The sequence below is a fragment of the Salinarchaeum laminariae genome (assembly GCF_023204835.1).
GTDB classification, from domain to species: domain Archaea; phylum Halobacteriota; class Halobacteria; order Halobacteriales; family Salinarchaeaceae; genus Salinarchaeum; species Salinarchaeum laminariae.
In genome coordinates, this window is sequence record NZ_CP096270.1 from 464,414 (window position 1) to 488,622 (window position 24,209).

22 protein-coding genes are annotated in these 24,209 nt (G+C 67.9%); 6 read left to right on the forward strand and 16 right to left on the reverse strand.

All coding sequences use genetic code 11. The features are described from left to right. Positions 1-103 precede the first annotated feature (103 nt). From MXF70_RS02245 to MXF70_RS02275, 7 genes are all read right to left on the reverse strand, one after another. Positions 104-718: a plastocyanin/azurin family copper-binding protein gene (locus MXF70_RS02245; protein ID WP_248517016.1), complete on the reverse strand. Its 615-nt coding sequence runs from the start codon at positions 716-718 to the stop codon at positions 104-106. Beyond that, a complete protein-coding gene (locus MXF70_RS02250; RefSeq protein ID WP_248517018.1) occupies positions 715-1,323 on the reverse strand; it encodes a hypothetical protein in 609 nt (202 codons plus the stop codon). Before MXF70_RS02250 ends, MXF70_RS02245 begins: the two co-directional genes overlap by 4 nt. Beyond that, positions 1,320-2,585: a 2Fe-2S iron-sulfur cluster-binding protein gene (locus MXF70_RS15190; RefSeq protein WP_259370385.1), complete on the reverse strand. Its 1,266-nt coding sequence runs from the start codon at positions 2,583-2,585 to the stop codon at positions 1,320-1,322. The genes MXF70_RS02250 and MXF70_RS15190 overlap by 4 nt, the downstream gene beginning before the upstream one ends. Then, the gene (locus MXF70_RS02260; protein ID WP_248517019.1) at positions 2,582-4,165 is read right to left on the reverse strand and encodes a methyl-accepting chemotaxis protein; all 1,584 of its coding nucleotides are present in this window, start codon (positions 4,163-4,165) and stop codon (positions 2,582-2,584) included. Before MXF70_RS02260 ends, MXF70_RS15190 begins: the two co-directional genes overlap by 4 nt. Before the next feature lie 167 nt (positions 4,166-4,332). Further along, positions 4,333-5,307: a DNA replication complex subunit Gins51 gene (locus MXF70_RS02265; protein WP_248517021.1), complete on the reverse strand. Its 975-nt coding sequence runs from the start codon at positions 5,305-5,307 to the stop codon at positions 4,333-4,335. A 55-nt stretch (positions 5,308-5,362) separates the two neighbouring features. Next, complete coding sequence (priS, locus tag MXF70_RS02270; protein WP_248517022.1) at positions 5,363-6,571, reverse strand: DNA primase small subunit PriS; 1,209 nt, start codon at positions 6,569-6,571, stop codon at positions 5,363-5,365. A gap of 461 nt (positions 6,572-7,032) precedes the next feature. Then, positions 7,033-7,506 carry a GNAT family N-acetyltransferase gene (locus MXF70_RS02275; RefSeq protein WP_248517024.1) on the reverse strand — a complete coding sequence of 158 codons (474 nt, stop codon included), beginning with the start codon at positions 7,504-7,506 and terminating at the stop codon, positions 7,033-7,035. 353 nt (positions 7,507-7,859) lie between these two features. Here MXF70_RS02275 and MXF70_RS02280 point away from each other — a divergent pair, with 353 nt between their 5' ends. After that, a complete protein-coding gene (locus MXF70_RS02280; RefSeq protein ID WP_248518350.1) occupies positions 7,860-9,224 on the forward strand; it encodes a putative ATP-dependent zinc protease in 1,365 nt (454 codons plus the stop codon). 56 nt (positions 9,225-9,280) lie between these two features. Here the strand turns inward: MXF70_RS02280 and MXF70_RS02285 are convergent, their stop codons facing one another. Further along, entirely contained in the window at positions 9,281-9,853 is a 573-nt protein-coding gene (locus tag MXF70_RS02285; protein WP_248517025.1) for a DNA-3-methyladenine glycosylase family protein, read from the reverse strand. A 177-nt stretch (positions 9,854-10,030) separates the two neighbouring features. Here MXF70_RS02285 and MXF70_RS02290 point away from each other — a divergent pair, with 177 nt between their 5' ends. Next, entirely contained in the window at positions 10,031-11,053 is a 1,023-nt protein-coding gene (locus MXF70_RS02290) for a beta-ribofuranosylaminobenzene 5'-phosphate synthase family protein (protein ID WP_248517027.1), read from the forward strand. Between the two features lie 60 nt (positions 11,054-11,113). Next, entirely contained in the window at positions 11,114-11,485 is a 372-nt protein-coding gene (locus MXF70_RS02295) for a methylglyoxal synthase (protein ID WP_248517029.1), read from the forward strand. A gap of 72 nt (positions 11,486-11,557) precedes the next feature. On the opposite strand, the gene MXF70_RS02300 is transcribed toward MXF70_RS02295, so the two are convergent. The 3 genes from MXF70_RS02300 to MXF70_RS02310 all read right to left on the reverse strand — a co-directional run bounded on the left by MXF70_RS02300 (position 11,558) and on the right by MXF70_RS02310 (position 15,405). After that, the gene (locus MXF70_RS02300; RefSeq protein ID WP_248517031.1) at positions 11,558-13,486 is read right to left on the reverse strand and encodes a cation:proton antiporter domain-containing protein; all 1,929 of its coding nucleotides are present in this window, start codon (positions 13,484-13,486) and stop codon (positions 11,558-11,560) included. Between the two features lie 202 nt (positions 13,487-13,688). After that, positions 13,689-13,955, reverse strand: a complete 267-nt coding sequence (locus tag MXF70_RS02305) for an HAH_0734 family protein (RefSeq protein WP_248517032.1) — start codon at positions 13,953-13,955, stop codon at positions 13,689-13,691. A 61-nt stretch (positions 13,956-14,016) separates the two neighbouring features. Then, the gene (locus tag MXF70_RS02310; protein WP_248517034.1) at positions 14,017-15,405 is read right to left on the reverse strand and encodes a hypothetical protein; all 1,389 of its coding nucleotides are present in this window, start codon (positions 15,403-15,405) and stop codon (positions 14,017-14,019) included. 34 nt (positions 15,406-15,439) lie between these two features. On the opposite strand from MXF70_RS02310, the gene MXF70_RS02315 reads away from it, so the two are divergent. Further along, positions 15,440-15,811 carry a hypothetical protein gene (locus MXF70_RS02315; protein WP_248517036.1) on the forward strand — a complete coding sequence of 124 codons (372 nt, stop codon included), beginning with the start codon at positions 15,440-15,442 and terminating at the stop codon, positions 15,809-15,811. Here the strand turns inward: MXF70_RS02315 and MXF70_RS02320 are convergent. From MXF70_RS02320 to MXF70_RS02335, 4 genes are all read right to left on the reverse strand, one after another. Continuing rightward, positions 15,780-16,595, reverse strand: a complete 816-nt coding sequence (locus MXF70_RS02320) for a DUF6159 family protein (RefSeq protein WP_248517038.1) — start codon at positions 16,593-16,595, stop codon at positions 15,780-15,782. The genes MXF70_RS02315 and MXF70_RS02320 overlap by 32 nt on opposite strands. Positions 16,596-16,739: 144 nt before the next feature. Beyond that, positions 16,740-17,669, reverse strand: a complete 930-nt coding sequence (locus tag MXF70_RS02325; protein ID WP_248517040.1) for a phosphotriesterase family protein — start codon at positions 17,667-17,669, stop codon at positions 16,740-16,742. Positions 17,670-17,961: 292 nt separating this feature from the next. Further along, a complete protein-coding gene (locus MXF70_RS02330) occupies positions 17,962-18,891 on the reverse strand; it encodes a sulfide-dependent adenosine diphosphate thiazole synthase (protein WP_248517041.1) in 930 nt (309 codons plus the stop codon). A 250-nt stretch (positions 18,892-19,141) separates the two neighbouring features. Next, positions 19,142-19,963 carry a phosphopantothenate/pantothenate synthetase gene (locus MXF70_RS02335; protein ID WP_375140837.1) on the reverse strand — a complete coding sequence of 274 codons (822 nt, stop codon included), beginning with the start codon at positions 19,961-19,963 and terminating at the stop codon, positions 19,142-19,144. Positions 19,964-20,254: 291 nt separating this feature from the next. On the opposite strand from MXF70_RS02335, the gene MXF70_RS02340 reads away from it, so the two are divergent. Together MXF70_RS02340 and MXF70_RS02345 are read left to right on the forward strand one after the other, a co-directional pair. Further along, positions 20,255-20,848, forward strand: coding sequence for a hypothetical protein (locus tag MXF70_RS02340; RefSeq protein ID WP_248517044.1), 594 nt, complete (start codon positions 20,255-20,257; stop codon positions 20,846-20,848). Then, complete coding sequence (locus tag MXF70_RS02345; protein ID WP_248517046.1) at positions 20,826-21,050, forward strand: DUF8150 family protein; 225 nt, start codon at positions 20,826-20,828, stop codon at positions 21,048-21,050. The genes MXF70_RS02340 and MXF70_RS02345 overlap by 23 nt, the downstream gene beginning before the upstream one ends. A gap of 225 nt (positions 21,051-21,275) precedes the next feature. On the opposite strand, the gene MXF70_RS02350 is transcribed toward MXF70_RS02345, so the two are convergent. Further along, a complete protein-coding gene (locus tag MXF70_RS02350; protein ID WP_248517048.1) occupies positions 21,276-24,140 on the reverse strand; it encodes a DUF1508 domain-containing protein in 2,865 nt (954 codons plus the stop codon). Between the last annotated feature and the right edge of the window lie 69 nt (positions 24,141-24,209).

Below are 24,209 nucleotides of genomic sequence, written 5' to 3' on the forward strand. Positions count from 1 at the left end.
GACCGCTTAGCCCGGAGCGGTCGCGAGCAGGCGCAGGGTTCTACGGGTCGAAAAACAGCCGATGGCGGTCGGTCAGTAACGTGGCCCGGACCCCGGCTGGCCGTCACTCTTCGACGACGGTGAACGAGCCTACGAGCCCCAGCGATCGGTGTGGCGCGCAGTAGTAGTCGTACTCGCCGGGCGTCTCGAACGTCGAGATCAGCTCGTGGCCCTCGGGGTAGGTGTCCGAGTCGCCGCCGTCGGTGCCGGTCCAGTCCGACCCCTCGGGGATCGAGTCCGGGCGGACGTTGTGGCCGCCGGATTTCCAGACCCACCGCACGGTCTGGCCCGCCGTGATCTCGAACTGCTCGGGCGTGAACTGGAAGGACTCCGCCGCGACCTCGACCACGATATCTGGCTCGGGCGGCGCCGTGGGCCCGTCGCTCGTGCCGTCACCACCGGCGCTACCGTCATCTGCGTCGCTACCGCCATCCTCGCCAGCACCGCCGTCCGTGCCACCACCGCCATCAGTACCGCTTCCACCGTCCGCGTCGTCGGTGCCCGATCCACCATCTCCGGACGCGTCCGTCCCATCGCTGTCCGCCGGGCCAGCGTCGCCCGTCGGCTCCTCGCTCGCGCCTGGCTCCCAGGGGTTGTCGAGACAACCCGCGAGACTCGCGATCGCGGCACCCGCGCCGGCGAGGAGCGTCCGCCGATCAGGATCGATCTGGGAGCTCACGACTCCACCACCTCCGCGCCGGTGTGGCCTGTGATGGCCGGCGACGCGTACGCGTCTGCGAGCAGCGGTCCGGCGTGGAGCACGCCCAGCAGGACGAAGGCGTGCGGCTCGATCGTGGCCGTGAAGAGGATCGCCAGCAGGAAGGCGCCGGCAGCCGCGACGCTCCCGGCGAGGTACGCGCGACGGTTCCGCCCCGAGGCGACGATTCCCGTGACGCCGTAGCCGATCGCGAAGACCAGCAGCCACGGCTGCCAGAGCACGTACCGGAGGTGCTCTCTGGCGATCAGCCCCTCGAGCGCCGCGACGTCGATCGCGATCGCCGCGGCGACGAGGATCGACCACAGCCACAGCGGCGGGCTCAGCCGAACTGCCCGGGATGCCAACGTCAGCCCGATCGCGGCCATCCCGAGCGTCAGGACGACCCAGAGACCGACGACGGCCTGCAGCGCGTCCATCCCGAGCGTATCGAGCGCGAGCGCGGGCCGTCGGTGGATCAGCTCCGTGCCGCCCCAGCCGATCGCACCGGCGACGGCGCCGATCGCGAGAAACCCGTTCGTCCCGATGCCCTCGTGCAGGCTCGCGTCGACAGTTCCTCGCTGGCTCATCGGCGATCACCCGACGAACCACGTCCGTCGTCCGCATCTGGATCGGCCAGCTCCGCCTCGTACTCGTAGCTCCCGCCGAACTCCGCGGCAGTCACTGTGATCGACTCGCCCCCTGGCTCCTCGTCGGTAGCCGGGTCGGCGGCGGAATCGGTAGCGGGATCAGCAGCTGAATCAGCAGCCGAAGCGGTAGCCGAATCTGACGTCGGATCGGCAGCGGGGGCCGGATCCACCGAATCCGCTCCTGCTTCCTGCTCGTCGAGTTTGGCGGTGTGCTGTCCCCAGAGCCCGTCGTGTTTCTGGACCTCGACGTCGCCGCGGACGCAGGTCTGACAGGAGAGCCGGAGATCGTCCTCGCCGTCGAAGGGCGGCAGCGAGAGCCGGCGTCGTTCGCGGCGCCCGGGCTCGTCGGTCTCGCCCTCGACGCTCACCGCGCAGGTGCCACAGAGGCCGTTACCCCCGCAGTTCGCGATCTGGGCGGCGTCGTTGTGCGGCGTCCGGCCCTCCGCGGTAAGCAGGGCGTCCCGGAGCCGGTCGCCGTCCTCACAGCGGACGGTCTCGCCGGCGAAGCTGACGGTCGGCATCCGGCGGAATCTGGGGCTGACGCCCACGTAGACCATCTCGATCGCGTCGATCAGCCAGCAGCCCTCGTACTTCCCCGCGGACTGGCGGCGAAGCGTCAGATCGTACGTTCGGGGCTCTCGATCGGCGCTGGCGTCGCCAGTGTCGGCGGAGGGAGCGTCGTCTGTCTCGCCGGTTTCGGCTTCGGGTCGCGCGAGCACCGTGAACACCGCCCGATCCGCGTCGATCTCCGCGGGCCCTCGTTCGATCGCTGCCGCGTCGAACAGCGGGTGCGTGATCGGATCCGCCATCGCGGTGGCGAACGCCACGACGTCGCCGTGGCTCGTCCGGAGCCGGGGCGATGAGAGGGCGAAGGCGGTCCGGTAGGGGCCGACGGCGCCCTGCAGGGCTCGACGGCGGCGCTCGCCGCGGTTCTCCGTCCCACCAGCAGTCCAGGATTCGATCGACTCGAACAGGGTCGCGAGGACCTGCTCCGGGGAGTGATCCGCCCGGAGCGCGAGCGGCTCGGGACGTAGATCGTCCTCGTCTCCGTCGGCGGGGATGTCTTCGGCTCTATCTGCGTTGGTGGCTAGATCCGCCAGCGGGTCGCCGGCCGAACCGAGATTCTGTGAGTCGTCCTCTGCGTCGGCGTCGGTGGAGACGTCGTCCTGGCCGTTCGCGGCGGGCCCGAGCTCGTCGGTCATCGCTGATCACCGACTGCGGATCGATCCGGGACAGAGGCCGGTTTGCGAACCGTGAACGTCGAGAGCCGGTCGTCGAGATCGCCCGCGGCCGCGGCCAGCCGCCGGACGCGCTGGTCGATCGTTCCCAGCGAAGACCGTTGCTCGCGAGTGGCCGTGGCGGCGGTAGAGGCCTCCTCGGCCGTCCGGGCGCCGATGGCCTCCAGAGCCTCGACGCGGTCGGCGACGGCAGCGGCGCGCTCCGCTTCGCGGTCGGTCGCGTCGTCGATCGCAGCGATGCCGGCTGCGGTCTCGGAGGCGGCCTCGTCGATCGCCGCCAGCGCCTGTAGCGAGTCCTCGATCGTCTCGGTGCCGCGATCGACCGCCTCGCGGGTCTCCTGGATGCCGGCGACGGCGGCTTCGGTCTGGGACTGGAGCGATTCGAGGCGGTCCTCGATCTCCCGGGCTGCCTCGTCGGTGTCCTCCGCGAGTTCCTTGATCCGCGTGGCGAGCGCCTGTGCGGCGTCGCCGTTACCCGCGCCGGCCTCGTTGGCCGCCTCGATCTGGGCGTTGATCGCGATGTGGTTGGTCTGGCCGGCCATGTCGCCGATGAGATCCGTGATCGCCCCGACCTCCTCGGTGATCGAGGTCAGTGCGTCCATCCCCTCGACGGCGCGATCGCTCGTCTCGTCGATCGTTTCCAGCTCGGCCAGCCCCTCTTCTGCCGCGACGCGTCCGGCTGCCGCGGCGTCGGCGGCCTGCTCGGAGCGCTGGGCGACCTCGTCGGCTTCCGCCGCGATCGACTGGATTCCTTCCGACAGCGCGGTGACGTCCTCGGCGGTGTCGCCAAGCACCGTCCGCTGGTGGTTCGTGCCCGCCTCGATGGAGTCAGTCGCTTCAGTTACGGACTCGGCTGCGTCGTGGACATCGTGGACGCCGTCGGCGGTGCCCTCTGCCGCATCCGCGACAGTCCGACTGAACGCGTGAACCTCACCGACGAGCGATTCGGTGCGGTTCATCATCTCGTTGAAGTTCCGGGCGAGCGCGTCGAACTGCGGGATCTGGGTCTCCTCGTCCATCCGCTGGGTGAGGTCGCCGCCGCCGGCCGCCGCGAGCGTTCGGGACTGGTCGGTCGCGACCGTGGCGAGATCCCGGTTGAGCGATTCCAATGCGTCGACCTGCGTCGCGAGCTCGTCGCGAAGCTCCGCGACGCTCCAGTGGACGCGCCCGATCTCGTCGTCACGGCCGGGCTCGATCGTCGATTCGAACCCTCGGCCCTCCACGACGTCGCGGGCGTCGCGATCCAGCGCGAGCAGCCCGTTGCGCACCGATCGGCCGATCAGTGTGAGTGCAGCCACCTGTACCCCGATCAGGAGCGCGCCCAGCACGAGCGCGCCCCGGTAGACCGTCGTCGCCGCGTCCGCCGTCGCGACGAGTTCGGTGGTCACCCACCAGACGCCGACGAGCAGGACGGCCGCAGTGACGGCGACGAACGCCACCGCCGCTGCGACGAACTTCCCGGCGATACTCCGACGCGGATCGACGCGCCGTGCGAGCCAGTCCGCGGCCAGCCGGCGGTCGGATCCAGACGTGATTCGATCCATACGCTCTCTCGCGGGAACTCCCCAAAAGGGATTCGCCGAACTCCGACCCAATTTCGACGGGAATTGCGCCCCGAACTGGTCGCAGACGGTCGCTACTCGGCGCGCTCGCACCGAGCAGCGGCGCTCGTGAGCCTGCGCGCAAAAGTGGCTCGACCGTCCCGGCCGGGCTACTCGACCCGCGTCGCGGCGTCCTTCTCGACGAGCGGCATCGCGTTCTCCTCCGGCAGCGTCACCACGTCGTCGGCCTCGAGGTCGTAGGCGGTGCCGTCGACGCCGACGATCTCGCCCACGTCGGCGGTGATCCGGACCGTGATCCGGTCCGGGGAACCCATCGCCGTCGCTGCGTCGGTGCCGATGCCGTCGTCGGGCGTGCTGCCGTCGGTAGTAGCGCTCTCAGCGTTGGGAGCGCTACCGTCGTCGCCGTTCGCGGCGTCGTCCGGCGCCGCAGCAGCGACCGCCTCAGCGGCGGGGCGATCGGCGTCTTCGGCGTCGTCAGCCCCGTCATCGATGGCAGACCCGTCGTCCGTGGCGGTGGCGCCAGCGGCGCCGTCTGCGTCAGCCGCGGAGCCGTCGGACGCACTGGCGGCCCCGGAATCGGTGGAGGAGGCCTCGTCGGTGCCGCTTGCGTCCGCAGCGGGCGGGCTGGGCGGTGCCGGCGGAGCGTCGGAGTCGTTCGGAAGGGCACCGCCGGGTGGACCCTCATCGGCCCGTGGCTCCATCGGCGAGTCGACGTCGCCGGGCGGTCCTGCGCCGTCCTCGCCGGAGAGGACGTCGAGAACCGTCTCCTGGTTCTCCTCGATCCGATCGACGAGGTCGTCGAAGAGGGCGTCCTCCTCGGCGGTCAGCCCCTCCGTCTCGGCGCGGTAGCCAGCGGCGGCGAGGCTCGCGGTCTTGACGACCTTGCCCATCCGGCGCTCGTAGATGGATTCGGCGACCTCCTCGGCAGTCTCGATCTCGTCGGTGAGCCGGCGGACCTCCGCGTCGGCGAAGGGGTCCTCCGCGCGCTCGGCCTGTCGCTCGCGCTCGGCGCGGAGATCGCCGATGTACTGGCCGACCTCGCTGTAGAACGAGTCCCGCAGGTGCTGGAGGCTGTCTTTCTCGCGCTCGCGATCCTGCACTGCGCGCAGCTCGTCGAGGTTCACGGCGGGCACCTCCAGAGCGGCCCAGCGAGCGCCGCTCGATCGTCGATAGCTCCGTTCATTCCTTCTCCTTCTCCGCGCGATCCCTGGTCATCAGGAAGATCGCGACGGGCTCTGGAAGCAGTTGTGTGCCGGGCCCCACCCTAAAGCTGTCGCCGCCGATCTCGACGATCCCCTGCTGATCGTCGTCGAAGGGGATCATGCCCGTCAGGTCGGTCACCTCGACGGTGATCTCGTTGTCGGCGAACGTCTCCGGGACGGCGTCGACGAGCGGGTCGAACGCGTCGAGATCCTCGCGGTCGATCCGCGTGACGGCGAGGCCGCTGCCGCCGTGAAGGCTGCCGGGCAGTCGGATCAATCTGTGCGTGTCAGTCGTCACCGGCTCGTCGATCGGTGCGCTGTCGGCTGTGACGGTCTCCTCGATGAGCGCCTCGACGAGCCCCTTGAACGATCCGTGGACGTCGACGTTGCCCGCGCGGATCGCGTCGGCGTTCTCGTCGATGGCGTTGGCGATCGCTTCGGATCGCCCCTCGCCGATGCCTTCGAAGGACTGGAGGCGCTCCTTCGCGTCCGCATCGTCCGCGGCTTCCAGCTCCTCGACGAGTGCCACCACGCGACGGTGGACGCGGGCGCTCCAGCCGCCGCTCGTATCGAGCGTTCGCTTGTCAGCCGGCGAGGTGCGGCCGGCCTCGCCGACGACGGCCTCCGTGTCGACGACGCTGTCGGCGTCGACGTTGACGCCACGGACGTAGTCGACGATCTCGCGGCGCGCCTCCCGGTCCAGCGACCGCACGCCATCGTCGCGCACGTGAACGTGGTACCCGCGACCGCCAGAGAATGCGATCGTCAGGTCCTCGAAGCCGAAGTCCTCCTCGAGGAAGGAGAGGAGCTTCAACAGCGCGCCCTTGCACTCCGCGAGCATGTCGGCGTAGCTCGTCGTCTCGGGATCGACGCCCGGCAGGTGGTCGGCGTCGAGGTCGAAGACGAGGTCCGAGCCTCGCCAGCCCTTCGCCTCCATCGCATCCGCGCCGGGGTCGTGGTAGACGCCCGCCGAGAAGTAGACGTGTCGCGGGCGCTCGCGCTCGAGGAAGCTCTCGACGGCGCCCATCTCGAGGAGCGACTGGTGGCGCACCATCGTCGTGCCGCCCCGGGACCACGGGATGTAGCCCCACTCCCGGCGCTCTGCAAGGGGCGGCATCGAAAGCTCCACCCGCCGGTAGTGGTCGCGAAAGCGGCCGCGAAGGTATGCGCGGGTGCGCTCCTCCATCTCGCTTGCGTCGTTGGCGTGACGCGCCTAAAACGCTGCCGAAGGTTCCAGACGGTAGGCGTGGGATGAATCGACGGGCGTGTGGTGGAATGGCTCCGCGACCACCGACGGAAGGGAACGCTAGCCCTGTCCGCCCTCACCCACACACTGCCCGGGTTCTGGATCGCACGTAGCGCGATGGATCGTCCACCGGCCGTCCTGCGGTCGTCGATCCGGTCTGCAGCACCGCCAGAACCCCCCACAGAGCGACACTCGATCGAACATTCTTCGGGAGGGACTGGAAGGGGCCGAGTGCTCGATCCGTCCCCGACGATGGAAGGACCGCAGGGAGCGCCAGCGACCGAGGACCGCACCGAGCCGCGGACGGTCGAGCGCGAGGGGGCTTCCAAGTGGTCTGCTGTCGGGCGGGCTGCACCAGGTGCTCGAAAAAAGCAATTCCACCAGACCCACCGCGCAACCGATTACCTGAGCGCGTCCGTAATCTTGCTCGTCAATCCGGTGTCCTCGCCGAGTTTGAGATAGTAGGCGTCGCCACCGTCTTCGTAGTAGTTGTCGATCCGGCGCTGGATCTGGAAGCCGAGACTCTCGTAGAAACCGAGCGCATCCTCGTTCGAAGCGCGGGCGTGGCAGGTGATCGAGTCGTTCGCCTCGGCGACGCGAGCGATGAGACGCTCGCCGAAGCCCTGCCCGCGATACTCGGTCGCGATGGCGAGGAAGAGAACGTAGCCGTCGCGACGTACGGCGGCGAAGCCGACCAGCTCCTCGTCGGCGAGGAGGACGTGGACCCGAGATCGACGGAACGCGTCCGCGAAGAAGCCACGGCGCTGCTTCAGCACGCCTTCCGAGCGCCGGATGCGCTCTTTGAGCTCCCAGGCGGCCTCGAGATACTCGTCGCTCCCCGGAGCGACGGACCTGGTCTCGACGGTGACACTCACTGCCAGCGTCTAGCGGAGAGGTAATAATAACTCCACCGGCAGTTCGGCAGTTGCCGAAGTGGACGTGCCCACGGCCGAACCGACGGCATCGTAGCAGCAGTTCGACGACGCTATCGGCGAAACGGCGGCGTCCTACCGGCGAATGTCCCGCTCCCCCGCCGGGGAAACGGCGTCTCCTACTGACGAATCGGCGGCGCCCTGCCGACGTATCGGGGGCGAACGGGCCGAATGCCCCGATCGGGACAGTTTTCCCGGGGCCAGCCGACCGTCAGTGTATGAGCGGCGACGCAGCAGACGGCAGTGGGACGGCGGCGGGAGAACGCAGCGATTCGGGGCAGGAGGGGGCCGACCTGATGGCGGACGGCGGTGCTACCGCGAGCGATCCGGTCCGCGTGGGCGTCCTCAGTCTCCACACGAGCAAGGAGACGAAGGCGATCTGTAACGCGATCGAGGCGCTGGGCCACGAGCCGGTCTGGCTGCGCGCGGAGAACCTCGCGGTCTCGATCGAGGCGGGCGAGGTGAGCCTCGAGCCCGAGGTCGACGCGATCTGTAACCGGATGCTCCTCTCGAACACCGAGGAGCCCGCGGAGGGGCTCGGGCTGGCGATGACGCTCAACCGCATCCGCCCGATGTGTAACGAGCCCGGTCCGGTGCTGGCGGCGCTCCACAAGTTCGCGACCGCCACTACGCTCGCGGACTGGAAGGTCAACGTCCCCGACGCGTTGCTGGCGCTATCCAACGATCGGCTCAACAGCGAGCGCGACCGCTTCGGCGACGTCGGCGTCTACAAGACCGCGATCGGCACCCACGGTGGGGGCACCTGGAAGGTCGATCTCGACGAGCCGGTCAATCCGCGAGTCGGCAACCGGATGGCGTTCCTCCAGGATCTCATCGAGCGCGACGAAGAGGCCCACCGCGACGCCCGCGTCTACGTCGTCGACGACGAGATCGTCGGTGCGATGTACCGGTACGCACCGGAGGGCGACTGGCGAACCAACGTCGCGCTGGGCGGTGACGTCAAGGACGCGACCGACGACCTCCCGGAGGAGGCCCGAGACACCGCGCTCTACGCCGCGGAGGTCATGGAGCTGGACTACGCTGGCGTCGACCTCATCGAGGGCGAGGACGGCTGGTTCGTGCTCGAGGTCAACCCCACGGCAGGCTTCAAGGGCCTGTTCAAGGCGACCGGCACCAGCCCCGCACCGTACATCGCCAAGCTCGGCGTCGAGACCGCGGGCGGCACCGTCGACGAGGACCGCGTCGAGGAGCTCTCGGGGACGCTCGACGACTCCCGGCCCAGCTCCGCGCCGCGGCCCGACCCACGCGACACCGGGGCCCCGTCACCGACGATCGGCTACACCGAGGAGGTCGTCGTCTCCGGCACCAGCGGCTCGACGACCACCCTCGCGAAGTCCGACACTGGCGCGACCCGCTCGAGCATCGACACCGCGCTCGCCGCCGAGATCGGCGCCGGTCCGATCAAGAGCATGACCCGTGTGCGCTCGGGCAGCGTCAAACAGGGTAAGGCCCGTCCCGTCGTCGACCTCGTCGTCGGCATCGGCGGCACGCAGCACACGGTGACGGCGAGCGTCGAGGACCGCAGCCACATGAACTACCCACTCCTGCTGGGTCGTGACATCCTCGAACATTACCAGGTCGACGTCCGCAAGCGCGTGGACGGCGACGAGCCCGAAGATCCCGAACTCGAAGAAGAGTAGTCCGCCCGCTCGCCCGTCTCGAGAATCGGTCGGCGCCACACGGTTTCTCCGGCGGATCAGTCCACGGTGTTCCAGAGCAGCAGGCTCGCGTAGGAGCGGTGGGGCGCCCAGGTCTCGGCGTGCTCGACCATCTCGGCGCGCGTCAGATCCGGATCGACGACGTCGTGCATCCCCTGGCGAATCCCGAGGTCGCCGACCGGGAACACGTCCTCGCGGCCGAGACCGAACATGAGCACCATGTCGGCAGACCACGGCCCGATACCGGCGATCTCGGTGAGTTCGTCGGCGACCGTCTCGTCGCTCATCCCCTCGAAGTAGGCGTGATCGTACCCGTTGTCGTCGAACGCCTCGGCGACGTTCTGGACGTACTCGGCTTTGCTTCCCGACAGTCCGGTCTCCCGGAGCGTGGCGGTGTCGGCGGCGAGGACGCCAGCAGGCGTGATCTCGACGGCCTCGAACAGCCGCTCGCGGATCGCCGCCGCCGAGTCAATCGACAGTTGCTGGTTGACGATCGCGACGACCGTTCGCTCGAAGAGATCCTCGGCGGGCTCGATCGTCACCGGGCCGTGGGAGTCATAGAGCGGCCCGAGGTGCGGATCGGCTCCGAGAGTGTCGCTCGGCGTTGGCACGCCCGGTCGTCGGGCGGCGACGTACCTGTGTGTATCGGTCCCGGTGATCTGCCGGACCGGATGCGCCTCGGTCCTACAATCAGGGACCGCAGCCAGGAACCGTTCCAGGCCGGAATTCAGACGCCCCGTTGCCACCGTCGAAACGCCCATCCCGGACAGGCTCCGAACCAGCCAGTAATGGCGACGGTTAGCGCCGGCGCGCGGCTTCACGTCGGCTTCTGCAATCTCTCGCTGGCTCACGAGCGCCTCTACGGTGGCATCGGCGTGGCGCTCGCGGAGCCGCGGGTGACCGTGACCGCCGAGCCCGCCGACGACGTCCGAGCGAAATCGGCCGCAGGCGGTGATCCCGACCCGCTCGCCGCGGAGTACGCATCGCTCGCTGTCGATCTGCTCGACGTCCCCGGTGCTGGAGTGACGGTCGACGAGCGGCTCCCCCGTCACGTCGGGCTCGGCAGCGGTACCCAGCTCGCCCTGGCGGTCTACGCGGCGATCGCACGGGCCCACGATCTGGACGTTGACGTGCGGGCCGCGGCGCCCGATCTCGGACGGGGCGGGCGGAGCGGGATCGGGGTCGCGAGCTTCCAGCGCGGCGGGTTCGTCGTCGACGGCGGCCATCCGACCGCTCGCTTCACCACCGAGCGACCGGCCCGCGGCGAGTGGACGGTGCCGCCGATCGTCGCACGACACGAGCTACCGGAGGACTGGCGATTCGTGCTTGCGATCCCCGACGTCACCGCGAGCGGGGATCAATCCGCGGACGGCGACCGAAACGTGAACCGCGGCCGGCACGGCGACGACGAGGACGCCGCGATGCGAACCGTCGTCGAGAGCGCGACGCCGGCGGTCGCGGATCAGGTGTCGGCGGTCCTCACGCGGAGGCTCCTGCCGGCAGCGGCCCAGGGCGATCGCGCGGCGTTTGGCTCCGCAATCGCGGAGATCGAACGGCTCAACGGAAGCTGGTACGCGGACGCACAGGGCGGCGTCTTTCGGCCGCCGGCGGGCGCGATCGTCGAGTCGCTGCAGACCGCGGACGCAATCGACGCCGTCGGCCAGTCCTCCTGGGGACCGACGGTCTACGGCCTCACCACCGACCAGCAGGCCAACGCCGCTCGCGACGCGGCTGCCACGGCCCTCGAAGCAGCGGGCTGTGCGGGGACCGTTCGGGTGGTTCGGCCCGCGAACGAGGGCGCACAGCTGTAATCCTCGCTGGGACCCATTCCGACGCGAAGGATTTTCCTGTGGCGCTTCGAGGTGTGACCCATGCAACGCATCGCGTTCATCGCTCACGACGAGGAGAAGCCGGCACTCATCGGATTCGTCCAGCGCCACAGCGACGCGCTCGAGGACTGCTCGCTCGTCTGCACCGGTACGACCGGCAAACGGATTCAGGAGGCGACCGAGCTCGACGTCGAGCGCAAACAGTCGGGGCCACTCGGCGGCGATCTCCAGATAGGCGCGGAGGTCGCCGACGACGCTCTCGATGCCATCTGCTTCTTCCGGGATCCGCTGACCGCCCAGCCCCACGAGCCGGACATCTCTGCCCTCCTGCGCATCTGTGACGTTCACGACGTCCCGCTCGCGACGAACGAAGCGTCGGCGGAGCATCTTCTGGCGGGACTGTTGGACCTCTAAAGCGCCGAGTGAATCACGACGCCGAAACGCCGGATCGTCGCAGCAACTGGAGGCGCGCGCCGACCGCCGAGCTCAGTCGTGGGGATGGAGCATCTTCAGCGCGGTCCGAACGTCCTCGGTACGGCCCAGGACGGTAAGGTGATCTCCGCACCTGATCTCGTCGTCGGGGTCGGGAATTTCGTTCACGTCGCCGCGTGAGACGAGCGCGAGGATGCAGCCGTTTGGAAGCTCCTCGTCGAGTTCGCTGATCGTCCGGCCCTCGAGAGACTCGTCGGTCACCTCGATTTCTTGCACGTCGCCGCTCCGGCCCAGCTCGTTCATCCAGTTCGAGAGCGCGGGCCGCTCGATGGTGTTGTCGATCGCCCACGCGGTCGCCATCGACGCCGAGACCGTCTTGACGTCGAGTTCGCGGAACGCGTCGACGTTCTCGGGCTGGTTCACCCGCGAGATGACCGTCTCGGCGTCGAACTTCGATCTGGCGAGCTGGGCGACGAGCAGGTTCGTGTCGTCGTCGCCGGTCGCCGCCACCACGATCTTCGCGTTGGCGGCCCCGGAGCTCTCAAGGAACTCGAGATCGGTGCCGTCACCTTCCCGTACGGTGTAGCCCTCCGCCCGGAGTTCGTCGATTTTCTCTTCGTCCTCTTCGAGGAGGACGACGTTCTCTCCACGCTCGTCGAGTCGTTCGGCGAGCGCGAGGCCGACGCGACCGCCGCCGATGATGAGTACGCGCATTGGAATGACGTTGAGTTTCTTCGCGATCTGTCTGGCGAGCCCTGCCTGAAAGATGACCGTGAGCATGATCGCCAGGAACACTGTCCCCGCGAGGACGTCCGCGCCGTAGCTTCCAGTCGCCGCGAGTTCGGGATTGTTCCGGAGCCGGATTGCAAACAGCGTCGCAACGCTCGCAGGAATGATCCCCCGCGGACCGACGAGGCTGATGAACGCCCGCTCCTGGATCGTGAACCGGCCCCCGACCGTCGAGAGCATCACGAGCAGCGGGCGGAGCACCAGCGCGACGATCAGCACGACCAGAAGACCGGCCAATCCGATCTCGACGAGGACGCTGAACTCGATCAGTGCAGCCAGGGATATGAAGACGAAGGAAAGCACGATGAGCGTGACGTCGCCCTTGAACTCCTCTATCTCCTGCTCGAATGGCAGATCGAGATTACCGAGCAGAATGCCCGCCATCGCGACCGCCGCGACGCCGGCCTCCGTCGAGATGAAGTCGGCGCTGGCGAATGCCAGCACCGCTCCAGCGAGCGTCATCAGGCGAGCGTTCCGGGGCGTCCAGCCGGAGCCGAGATCGATCTGGGTGAAGAGTGCCCAGAGCACGCCAGCGGTGATGAGTCCAACGACGATTCCGACGCTGAGCCGCTCGACGAAGGCGATGAAGAAGTCCCCGGCGTGACTCTCCTGTCCGACGAACACCTCGAAGATCACGACCGCCAGTATCGCCGCAGTTACGTCGTTGACGATCCCCTCGGTCTCGAGCAGGGCACCGACCCGGTCACGCACCGGGACGACGGAGAGAACCGGCGTGATGACCGTCGGCCCGGTCGCGACCAGCAGGGCGCCCGTCGTCGCGGAGATACCCCAGCCAGGATGCAACAGGAGCTCGACGGCGACGGTCGTCCCGACGAAGGAGATCGCTGCACCCAGCGTCACCATCAACAGCGTCGCCGAGGGCGCCTCCCGGAGTTTCTCGACCTTCAGGTGAAACGCGCCCTCGAACACGATGATCGCGACGCTGATCCCTACGATCGTCCGCAGGGCAGGTTCGAGCTTCGCGTACGTCACGATTCCGAGACCCTCCGGGCCGACGAGAATGCCGGCGATAATCAGGAACAGGACGCTCGGCATCCGGAACGCGTCGCCCAGTACCTGTGCAGCGACGCCCAGTGCGAGGATGATCGCGACGAGGATCAGAATGTTCGATCCCCCACCTGATCCTGCGAGGGGAACGGCGAGCCACTGGAGCGCAGGGAGTGAATGAATCACGTGTTCGGGAATCGTAGTGTGTCCCGAGCGTATCCCGGGACGGTGAATATGGGGGTGACCGGCTGCAGTTTCGCGAGCTGCGCTTCCGTCGACGGACGGGACGTGAGCACGCGGTCACTTAAACCCAGAACGTCGCGGCAGTCGAGTCGAGTCGGGTCGCGGTCGGCGTCGCAGTCGGGACGCGGGAGCGTACCAGCGCAGTTCAGACGGTGAGATCGCCGCCCTTCTTGTGAACCTCGACCTCGCTGTCCTCGATGCGTTCGACGTCGAGCCAGTGGGGAACGAAATCCCGCTCGACGTACGCCTCTCGTTCGTCTTCGGTACCGACGACGCACCAGAGCTGGACGCGCTCGGGCCCGTGCCAGTCGCCGTTGCGAGTGACCTGGAACGCGACGAGATCCTCGCCGTCGACAGTAATCTCCGCGTCCTTGCGGATCCCGGGGTCCCCGTTGACGATGAGCCGCTTCATGGACCTGGGTTCGTGGGAGCGTCAATTAAGGGCTTCGAGAGCGCGTAGCGCCACGGCAGCCTCACGACCCGCCGGCGTCGGTCGAGTTCCCCTCGTCGGGAAGTGGTGCCCGGAACGCGTACCCCGTGGCGTACGCGAGGAGCGCGATGACAACCAGTGCGAGAGTCGCGAGGAGCACCGAGGCGAGATACCAGGCGACGGAGACCGGGGCCACGACCGGCCACCACCACGCGAGCAGGACGGCGTACGCCACGCAAGCGAGGCCGACGGCACCGAGAACGTGTGCCCGCCGGTCGAGCGGCCCCGCGGCACCGAGCGCCATCGGAACGGCGACGAGCGTCGACCAGACGGCGTGGCCGATGCCGACCGATCCTGGCGTTGCGATTGGTCTTGGCGGTCCTGCGACAGCCGAGCCCTCGGCCGTCGACGCCCCACCGCCCAGCGCTGCGAGGACGACGCCGACGATCGCGGTGAGGAGGACCGTTCCACAGAGCGCGAGGAGAACTTGCGCCCGCCGTGACCGTTCTCCCGCAAACGTCGAGAGCGCGAGCAATCCGAGCCCAGCGGCGTAGGCGGACGTGACCGCCGAGAGCGGGACCAGCCCCGATGCGAGTCCGACTGCGGCCACGACCGATACGGTCAACGCGGCGATCGCTGATCGCGCCGTGAGCCGCTCGGGTGACGCAACGATACCAGCAGTTCCCGTCGACCGTGACACAGTCAGGACGGCTACCCCAGCCACGACCGCAGGAATGAGAAGCCATACGGCTGCACCTCGCAGGCGATCCTGGTGATAGGCTGCAACTGCGTACCGCAGTTCGAGCGACCCTCGAACGCCGTTGGCCATGCCGAACACGACGAGAGTGTCCGTGTCGAGCCAGTCGTTTCGTTCGTAGCGGACGGTCCCATCGCGCACGATCCCCACGTCGTCGGCTCTGGTGCCGTCCTTCGTGACGTAGACGCTCTCACCTGGCCCGCGGAGGAGGAGCGACCTCGCGTTGACGACCGTCGATGAGTACTCGTCGTCGACCGCGAACCCATCGTATATCACGACGTCGTTCGGGCCGGAGTGGACCGTCCCGGAGACTGTGAACGTCAGCGTGACGCGGCGCTCGCCCTCGACGTCGACGGAGAGCGTTTCGATGGTGCGATTGGGTCCTGCCGCGGACTGAAGCCGATCTCTCACGCGGTTCTCGATCTCGCCTGGCGACGCGAGCGACTGGTTCGGGCCGAGTGAGACGTCGTTGACCACGCTCCAGGCCGCTGTGTTGTCGTCGGTGATGGTCACGGTGGCCGTGCTGTTCACCGGCGCGACGCCGTTGCCCTGAACGAAGCCATCGTCGTCACCCTCCTCACAGACGGGGCAGGCGTCGGCGACCGGCGTGACACAGAGGGTCAGCGGAACGAGAACCAGCACCGCCACGTGGATCGCGACCATCCGACGGCGCATGGAGATTCATGCGGCACCCGACGTAAATAATTGCATGACGGCCACTGACGGCGTGCTCGGTCGACTCGAGCACCCACTGGGTACTCTGGAGGAAGAACGGGGAAATCGAGAGGCAGAGAGGGTAGAGAGCGGGGGTGGAGAGAGTGGAGAGTGGAGAGAGCGGGGGTGGAGAGAGTGGAGAGTGGAGAGAGCAGAGAGTGGAGAGAGTGGAGAGTGGAGAGAGCAGAGAGTGGAGAGAGCAGAGAGTGGAGAGAGTGGAGAGTGGAGAGAGCAGAGAGTGGAGAGTGGAGAGAGCAGAGAGTGGAGAGTGGAGAGAGCAGAGAGTGGAGAGTGGAGAGAGTGGAGAGGGAACGAAGGAAGACGGGAGGGACCGCTCAGTGCGTCCGGCCGAAGTCGACGTTGTTGAACGCTTCGGGCTGTTCGCCCTCCGTCGCGTAGACGTACAGTGCCGTCCGAGCGATGTAGCCCAGCGCGCTGCCGAAGAGATAGGCACCCAGCAGGACGATTGCGCCAACGACGACGCCGCCGACGAGACCGATCGTTCCAGTGCCGAGGACGAAGAAGATCGCCAGCGCGATGGCGAAGCCGACGAGCGCGAACAATGCGGTGACGATTCCGACGCCGAAGCCGGCACCCGCGGTCTCGCCCCAGGTGGATTTGAACGTCTCACCGCTGCGCTTGAACATCTCCGTCGGGCCGACGTCCTCGAAGACGATCACGGGGACGATGAAGTAGGTGAGGATGCTCCAGGCAACGCTGAACAGCATCGCGGCGACGTTCGCGAGCGGATTGTCGCTGCTCTCGATCGCGCGGAGGATCATACCGACCGTCGCGGCGACGAGTGCCCAGATAGCGAGCGCGCGCCGGTGGCTCCAGGCAGCGCGCATCCCCTCTTCCAGCGTGGGATCGCGGCCGTGGAACACCTCGCGGGCGTTGTGGACCAGTGCGGCGTTGAAGAAGGCGGCAATGAACGTCGAGCCGAAGTAGAGGACGAAGAGGACGGCGTAGGCCACCGGCCCCTGCTCGAGACCCATCGTGGCGTAGGTCCCGCCGAACAGTGCAGCCATGAACACGAGGCCGAAGATCCCGCTGAGCAGCGGGAAGATCGCGAGCGATGGCTCCTCGCGGAGCACGTGCATGCTATCTTTCGCGAGGTTCCATCCAGTTGTGAGTCGACCGAAGAATCCCATGCGAGAGGCATAGACGCAGGGTCAGTTAGCTGTTGTCGTCTCGCTTCAGCCCCGAGAAAACGGCGCACGGGCCTCCGGTCGTGCCAGCGAGAGAGCGAGAGAGTGTGTATGTCGGCCGACCCCAGACCGAGCCGTCCGACTCGCTCACCGTGCGAACGCGTCGAAAGGGTTGTCGACGGTCAGCAGCTCGATGGTGGCCTCCTCGACGCCTGCCTCGCGAAGTGCCGGCAGGAACTCGTCGGGCAGGTAGGTGTAGGGATCGACCTCGCCGCCGCGTGGCTCGCTGGGATCGTACCAGCCCCGGTCCTGGCTCAGGAGGATCTGGTCGCCGAACTCCTCCTCGAGCAGCCGCTGGATTCGCTCGACGTAGTCGGCGTCGGGCTGGTCGTCGCCGCCGATCCAGTCGTACTCGATCCAGGCGCCTCGCTCCGCGATCTCGACGTGGCGATCGAGATCCGCCTCGGCCTGGGCGTGGATCCAGACGAATCGGTCTGCGGTGTAGCCTGCCGCCTCGATCACGTCGAGCTGGGTCTCGACCATGTCGGCGGAGAGCGTGTGGCTGCCGATCGCGGCGCCGGTCTCCGCGCCCGCCCGTGCGGCGGCACGCAGGATCTTTTCCTCGTCCTCGCTGAGCGCGTCGGGAACGTCGTTGTCCGTGCTGACCTTGATGAACGCTGCCTTCGTCTCGGCCTCATCGACGCTCTCGGTCAGTTCCTCGATCATCCACTCGGTCAGCTCGTCCTCGCTGGCCTCCCGGGCCCACTCGGGAATGCGTGGCTCCTGGTAAATCCCCGTCGCGACGGCGATCGGGAAGTCGGTGGCATCCGAGACCGCCTCGACGGCGTCGACGCGGCGGCCGACGCCGCGTGGCGTCGGCTCGACCATCCCGGTGACGCCGGCCTCTTTCGCGCGCTCGATCTCCGGGCCGATGACCTCGACGACCTCCTCGAGATCCGCGGACTCGTGGGCTCGCTCCTCCATCGGACCGAGGTCGGTGAAGACGTGCTCGTGGGGGAGGATTAGATCGAGATCGTCGCGAGAGAGCGCTCCCTGAGTGGTGTGAAGTTCGGTCATACTGGGTTCTGACGGTGGGGATAGTCAAAAGCGGGGCTCTCGGCAAGGGATGTGCGAGCAGTACTGAAATGCTGGCGTCGTGGGCTGCAGTGCGGTCGCGGTGAGACGAGAATAGCAACCGCGAGGCGAGCGAGTGCGGTGTTCGAGCGAGCCTCGCGGTTTTTTGGTCTTCTGGCGAGCGGAGCGAGCCAGAGCTCGCGAGAGCCTTGCTCTCGCGGTGCAGATTTTTTCGGTGAGTGGTGCCGCAGGCGCCGGAGGCGCCGAGGACACCCGAACCGAAAAAAGGTGGGTGTTAGTCGTCAGCGGGGGTCGTTCGGCTCGTCATGTCGACGTCGGGGGCGTCGACGTCGAGTTCGTCGAGGGCTTCCTGGGCGGCGCGCTTGCCGGAGATGAGCATGGCGCCGAACGTCGGGCCCATGCGCGGGAGGCCGTAGGTCGTTGCGGTCGCCATACCGGTGACGATGAGGCCGTCGTGGGCGAGGCCGGTGTGTTCGACGACGGCGTCCTCGGACTTGCCGACCCACATCGAGTCGTGGCCGGGCGAGTCGTGGCCGGGTGCGCCGTAGGTGTCGTCGCCGGTCTGGTCCATGCCGGAGGCCTCCTCCTCGAGGCCGGGTGCGTTGAGGACACCGCGCTCGTCGAGCTTCTTGACGGCCATCGCGTCGTGGCCGGTGGCGTCGATGACGAGATCTGCCTCGACGGCGATCGGGTCGACGCAGGTGATCTCGCGGGGCAGCGCGTGGACAGGCGTCCAGTTCATGACGATGCCGCCGACGCGGTGATCCTCGCGGATCACGATGTCGGTGAACTCCGTCATGTTCTGCATCTTCGCGCCGGCGTCACAGGCGGCCTTGATGAGGCCGGAACAGGCCTCGGGGCCGTTGGCGACGTAGAGGCCCTCGGAGTCCTGGGACTGCTTGAAGTCGACGTCGAGGTCGGCGAGGACGTGCTGGGCGGGGTCCCGGACTGTTACCTTGTTCATGAGGAAGCCGCCGAGCCAGAACCCGCCGCCCAGGTAGTTGTTCTTCTCGACGACCATGACCTGGACGCCGCGCTCGGAGAGCTCTTTGGCGGCCATCAGCCCGGAGGGTCCGCCGCCGACGATGATCACGTCGGAGTCGGAGAAGTCCATGAACTCCTCGGTCCACTCCTGGCCGATCGCTCGGGTGACTTCCGCCTCGCCGACGTCGCTGAACTTGTCGAATGAATCGGATTCGCTCATACCACTCGGTGTTACTATGGCGTGGTAGATATGTGTTGTGATCCGGGGAGCGCCAGAACCGCATGACAGTGTCGGGGATACCACTCCGAGAGAAGCTATACGCTCTTCGACATGTGATAAGCAGGTAGTATAAGTCGATAGTACGTGCGGCGGATGCCAGCCGATCCGACTCGGAGAAAGACCGGCAGATAGCACCGGCCGACGGCCTCGGCCGGCAGGATACGCCAAAGGGTACCGACGACGGTCCGCGTTACTCCCAGGCGGCCGTTCGGATTTGCTCCTCGGCGTCCCAGAGGTGATCCTGGGCGTCGAACGACTCGACGACGGCCTGGAGCTCCTCGTCGCTGGCCCCGGCGTCGAGCAGATTCCGCGCGTGCTCGGAGATTGTGGGAATCGCCCGAACCACGTTATCCACGATCGGAATCGCCGCGGTCTGGGGCGAGCGCGAGAGCGGGTTGAGATCGATCACGATCTCGGTCTTGCCCATCTCGCCGAGCGCCTCGGCGCGGTCGCCGTCCTCCAGCGGAACCAGCACCACGTCGGCGTCCTCGATCCCGTCGGCGTCGACGATCCCGCGATAGTGCCCGACCTCGGGTATCTCGCCATCGCCTTTCAGGCCCTTGACCGCCTCGGCGCCGTGCTCGCGGAGGTGCTCCGCGATGGTCTCCATGCGCTCCTCTGTGCGGTTGAAGAGGTTGACCTCGAGATCCGCGCCGACGACGTCGGCGAGTTCGACGTACTCATCGGGCACGAGCGCGGCGACGTTGCCGTTGACCGAGAGCACGGGATGCTCGGCGAGTAGGAGCTGCGCTGCGGCCGCCCGAGCGGCCTCGTCCGCGCTCGGGATCGTCTCCTCGCCGAGCAGGTAGTCGAAGGCCGTCCCGCGGCCCTCGGCGTGCATCCCCTGGATGTGGGTGATCCCCTTCTCGACCCCGGCCTCGATCCGGTGGCGCGTCTCGAGGTCGTCCGAGCGGGGGTGGTCCTCGGGCGTATGTTCGGGTTCGTCGCGAGTGCGATCGGTCGCGGCGGCCCCATCGGTCGCGTCTTCGGCATCGTCCTCCTCGAGGGGCACGTCCGCGACTGCTTCGGCGACTGCCGACTGGCTCGCGGTCTCGGCGGCTGCCTCATCGGCATCGTCGGTGGCGGGGCCATCCCCGTCGCCGCCGGGCGTGGCCTCGCTCGCGTGGTCCTCGTCGCTCACGATCCAGCGTGGGGGATCGCCCTGCAAAAGATATCCGGTCCATCGGCCTGTGAATCCGTGCGTGCCGATCGTTGCACGGACAGAAGCGTGTCCCAGACTGCCACAGGTTCGTGAGCGAGCAGCAGGGCAAGCCATTATTCACCTGCGAGGCCACGCACAGCCATGGAGATTCGCGACGACGTCCTCGTCCTGGACAAGCCGCGCAACGAACTCGACGACCTCGTTCTGGACGTGACGGAGATTCTCTCTGACGCAGGCGTTGACTACGCCGTCGTCAGCGGGTACGTCGCAGTACTGCTCGGCCGTTCGCGCGCCACCGAGGACATCGACGTGATCGTCGACCCCTTCGACGAGGCCACTGGCACTGCGCTCGCCGACGCACTGCAGGACGCTGGATTCTGGGGACCGGCGATGCCGTTAGAGCAGCTCTACGATACCCTCGCCGACGACCTCCCGATTCGCGTCGCCAGAGCGGATCGGCGTGTGCCGAACGTGGAGCTGAAGTTCGCCACCGACGAGTACGACCGCGCCGCGCTGGACGAACAGGTGACGGTCCGGTTTTCCGACGCCGAGTTCGCCATCGGATCGCTCGAACTCCAGATCGCGTACAAGCTCAACATGGGCGCCCAGCGAGATTACGAAGACGCCCTATACCTCTACGAGATGGCCAAGCCAAGCCTTAACAGCCGAGCACTCGAAGAGTATGCCGAACGACTGGGCGTCGTCGAGGAATATGACAAACTCCGAGGAACGTGATCGCAAGCACGCGCGCAACCGCCACCAGCGCGAGCAGCAGATCAAGCGGTGGGCGGCGTTCGTCCGGTCCCATTCCGACGAGGAATGGGGGCCCCAGGTAAACGCCCTCGTCGACGCACAGCTTGCCTCCGCCCAGCACTACGGCGAGGATCGGCCGTCGACCGAGCAGCTTCGATCCTCACCGCTGTTCGACGACGAGTAGCGGTCGCTACTCGTTCTGTGTGACGGCCCACCACAGCCCCGCCGACGCAGGACCGTGTCCCTCGCCGGCAGTGAGACTACGGCGCTCCCCGCCCCTCGGCTGCTTCTCTGCAGATGGACGATCAGCCGTAGCTACGGGCGGCGAACTCGTAGCAGCTGAAAGAGGGTTGAACGCAGGCCGCGGAAGCGAACAGCGAACGATCAGGCTACTGCGCTGGGTTGCCAGTCACCAGGTCACGACGGTCTCACCGTTCGGGCCGTGCTCTTTCACCGTCAGCATCTCCTCGCGAGCCACCTGCCTCGATGGGTGTGGCTCGACGGACTCGGCGAGCGATCGTCCGTTCTCGTCGACGAGCCGCCAGATCCACCCGCCGCCGCGCTCGTGGAACTCGAAGGCAGCCTCGTCGATCTCGAGGATGCTAGAGTCGCCGACGATCTCTTTCGTCTCGTCGATCGCGATCTGGACGTCGTCGCGAATCTCGTAGTCCGCAGCGCTGACGGCGCGGACGCGCTCGCGCTCGTCGAGGAGGCGCCACGCCCAGCCGTCGGCCTCGTCGCGGTGCAGTTCGAAGGCCAGCGTCTCGAACTCGAGCGTCCCGGCGTCGGGTGCCCGGGACTGGACCGTCTCGACGGCCTCGACGGCGGCGTGCCGGGTGTCGTAGCGCTCGGCAGCCTCGGCAACGGTCTCGCGATCGTCGTCGAGGAGCCGCCAGCCCCAGCCATCCTCGGTCTTGTCGATCCAGACGACGCCGTCGCCGAGCTCGAAGACGGGTGCCTCGTCGGCGCCGTCGATGATTGCGTGGGCGTCGGTGAGCGCAGCGCCGCGGTCCTCGTAGGTACGGTCTCCGGTCGCGACCGGTTCGCGGTCGCGATCGATGAGCCGCCAGTGCCAGCCGCTGCCGTTCCGGAGCTGAACGGTGAGCGCGCCGATCTCGTCGATTTCGGCGCTGTCACCGGCCTCCTTGACGTTCGCGATCGCGGCGGTCGCGTCGTCGCGAGTCGGGTAGCGCTCGCCCGCCTCCGCGAGGATCGTGCCGTCGGTGTCGACGAGCCACCAGTCCCAGACGTCGGCCTCGGCGTCCGTCGAGCACTGGAAGATCGCGGTATCCATTCCGCGGACCCGTGCGTCGTCGAGGTGTTCGGTCAGGAACTCGACGGCGTCGCGTGCGGCGGCTCTGGAGGGATGCGTGTCCGCACCCTCGGCGATCAGCTTGCCCGCCTCGTCGATGAGTCGCCAGGCGTACTCGCCGGCGTCGGTCTTGTAGATCTCGAAGGCGGCGGTGTCGATCTCCAGCACCTCGGCGTCGGGCGCGTTCTCTTTGAGCGTCGTCATGCCGTCCATGACCTCCTCCCGGGAGCCGTACTCCTCGCCGCTGTCGGCCATCACCTGGCCGTCCTCGTCGATGAGCCGCCAGCGCCACTCGCCGCCGGACTCGTACTGCTGGAAGGCAGCCTGCTCGAACTCGATGAGCTCCGCCGCCAGCGCCTGTTCGCGCACGCGGCCGGCGGCCTCCTCGGCGAGTCCGCTGTCCGCGAACGTCTCGGTGCTGTCCGCGAGCAGCCGACGATCCGCGGAGACGAGTCGCCAGTTCCAGGCCCGTCCCGCAGCGTCGTCGTCCGCGGCCTGCCCGTCACCCGCACCCCCGGCAGACGCGGGTTCGTCCACGGGGTAGACCTCGTAGTCGGCGCCCGCGACCTCGACGGTCTCGGCGCTGCCGACGACCTCTCGCGTTCGCTCGGCCAGCTGGCGGTTGGTCTCAGATCGCTCGACGGCCCCGGGGCTGTGCGCGATCAGGTCGTCGGCGTCGTCGCGCAGCCGCCAGCGGTAGCCCTCGCCCACGCCGTAACATTCGAATCCGGGCGTGCCACGCTCGACGATCGTGGCGTCGCCGACGCGCTCGGCTGCGTCGCTGGCCGCCTCCTCGGCGCTTCGCCGAGTCTCGTAGGCCGCCTCGCTAGTCACGAGGGAGCGATCCTGGCGGTCGACGACGCGCCAGTGCCAGCCGGCGTCGCCGGGCAGGAGTTCGATGCCGACCTCGAACGCGAGGATGCGGGTGCCGTCGACGCCCTCGACGAAGCGGTCGGTCGCGCGCTGGGCGGTCGCCTCGTCGTCGTAGCCGTCGGGGTCCGTCGCGAGTGGCTTGCGCTGATCGTCCAGCAGTCGCCAGTGCCACTCGCCGCGTTCGTCCTCGGAGACGTCGAAGGCGGCCGAGCGAATCTCGATGACGCTCGCGCCCGGAATCGCCTCCTTGAGGAAGGTGACCGTCGATTCGGCCTCGTCACGCGTCGCGGCTGGCTCGTCGCTCCGGGCGAGCACGCTGCCGTCGTCCCGGACGAGCGACCAGCGCCAGCCGCCCGCCTCGGTCTTGTAGAGGCGGAAGGCCGCCGTCGTGATCTCCAGCATCCCCGCGTCGCCGATCGTCTCGCGCACGTCGTCGATCGCGAGCCGCGCGTCGGTGTCAGAGGGTGCGAGGTCGGCGGACTCGCCGACTGCGTCCCGCTGGATGATTCGCCAGCCCCAGTCGTTGGTCGGGTGTTCGTAGACCGCGAAGAAGGCGTCCTCCGTCTCCTCGCCGAGCAGCACCGGCGAGGCGTCCGAGTCGATCCCGAGCTCGGGTTCGACGAGCAGCCCCTTCTCCCCCGTCACGATCGGCACGAGCACCGCGACGCCAGCGACGACGCCGACGCCGAGGCTGTAGATGGCGATGATGATCGGCGCGTAGTCCGTCCCGGAGCTGACGTTCCAGCTACCGGGGTAGACCTGCCAGAAGACCGGTAAGGAGAGGAGCGCGACTGCCGCACCGACGATGCTCGCCTGCATCGCGCGTCTGCGAACCGGCAGGAGTGTGACGATTCCGAGTAAGCCGAAGACGCCCCCTGAGGCTGCAAGGACGATCGCGACGCGCCGGAGCGCCCAGTTCTGCCCGCCCATCACGACGCCGACCTCGTAGATCACGAACCCGAGAATCCCTGCAACAGTCCCCATGAGGAAGAGCCAGTAGCCGTAGACGTCGCGCTTGGAGTCCGGTTCGCCGACGTACCGGTGGTAGAGTTCGACGAGTCGCCCGTCCTGAATGTCAGACGCTGCCATGGTAGGTCGGTAGGTGCTCACAGCGGGAGCATAAACCCCAGCACCTGTTCTCGGGCCGGCAGATCGCCC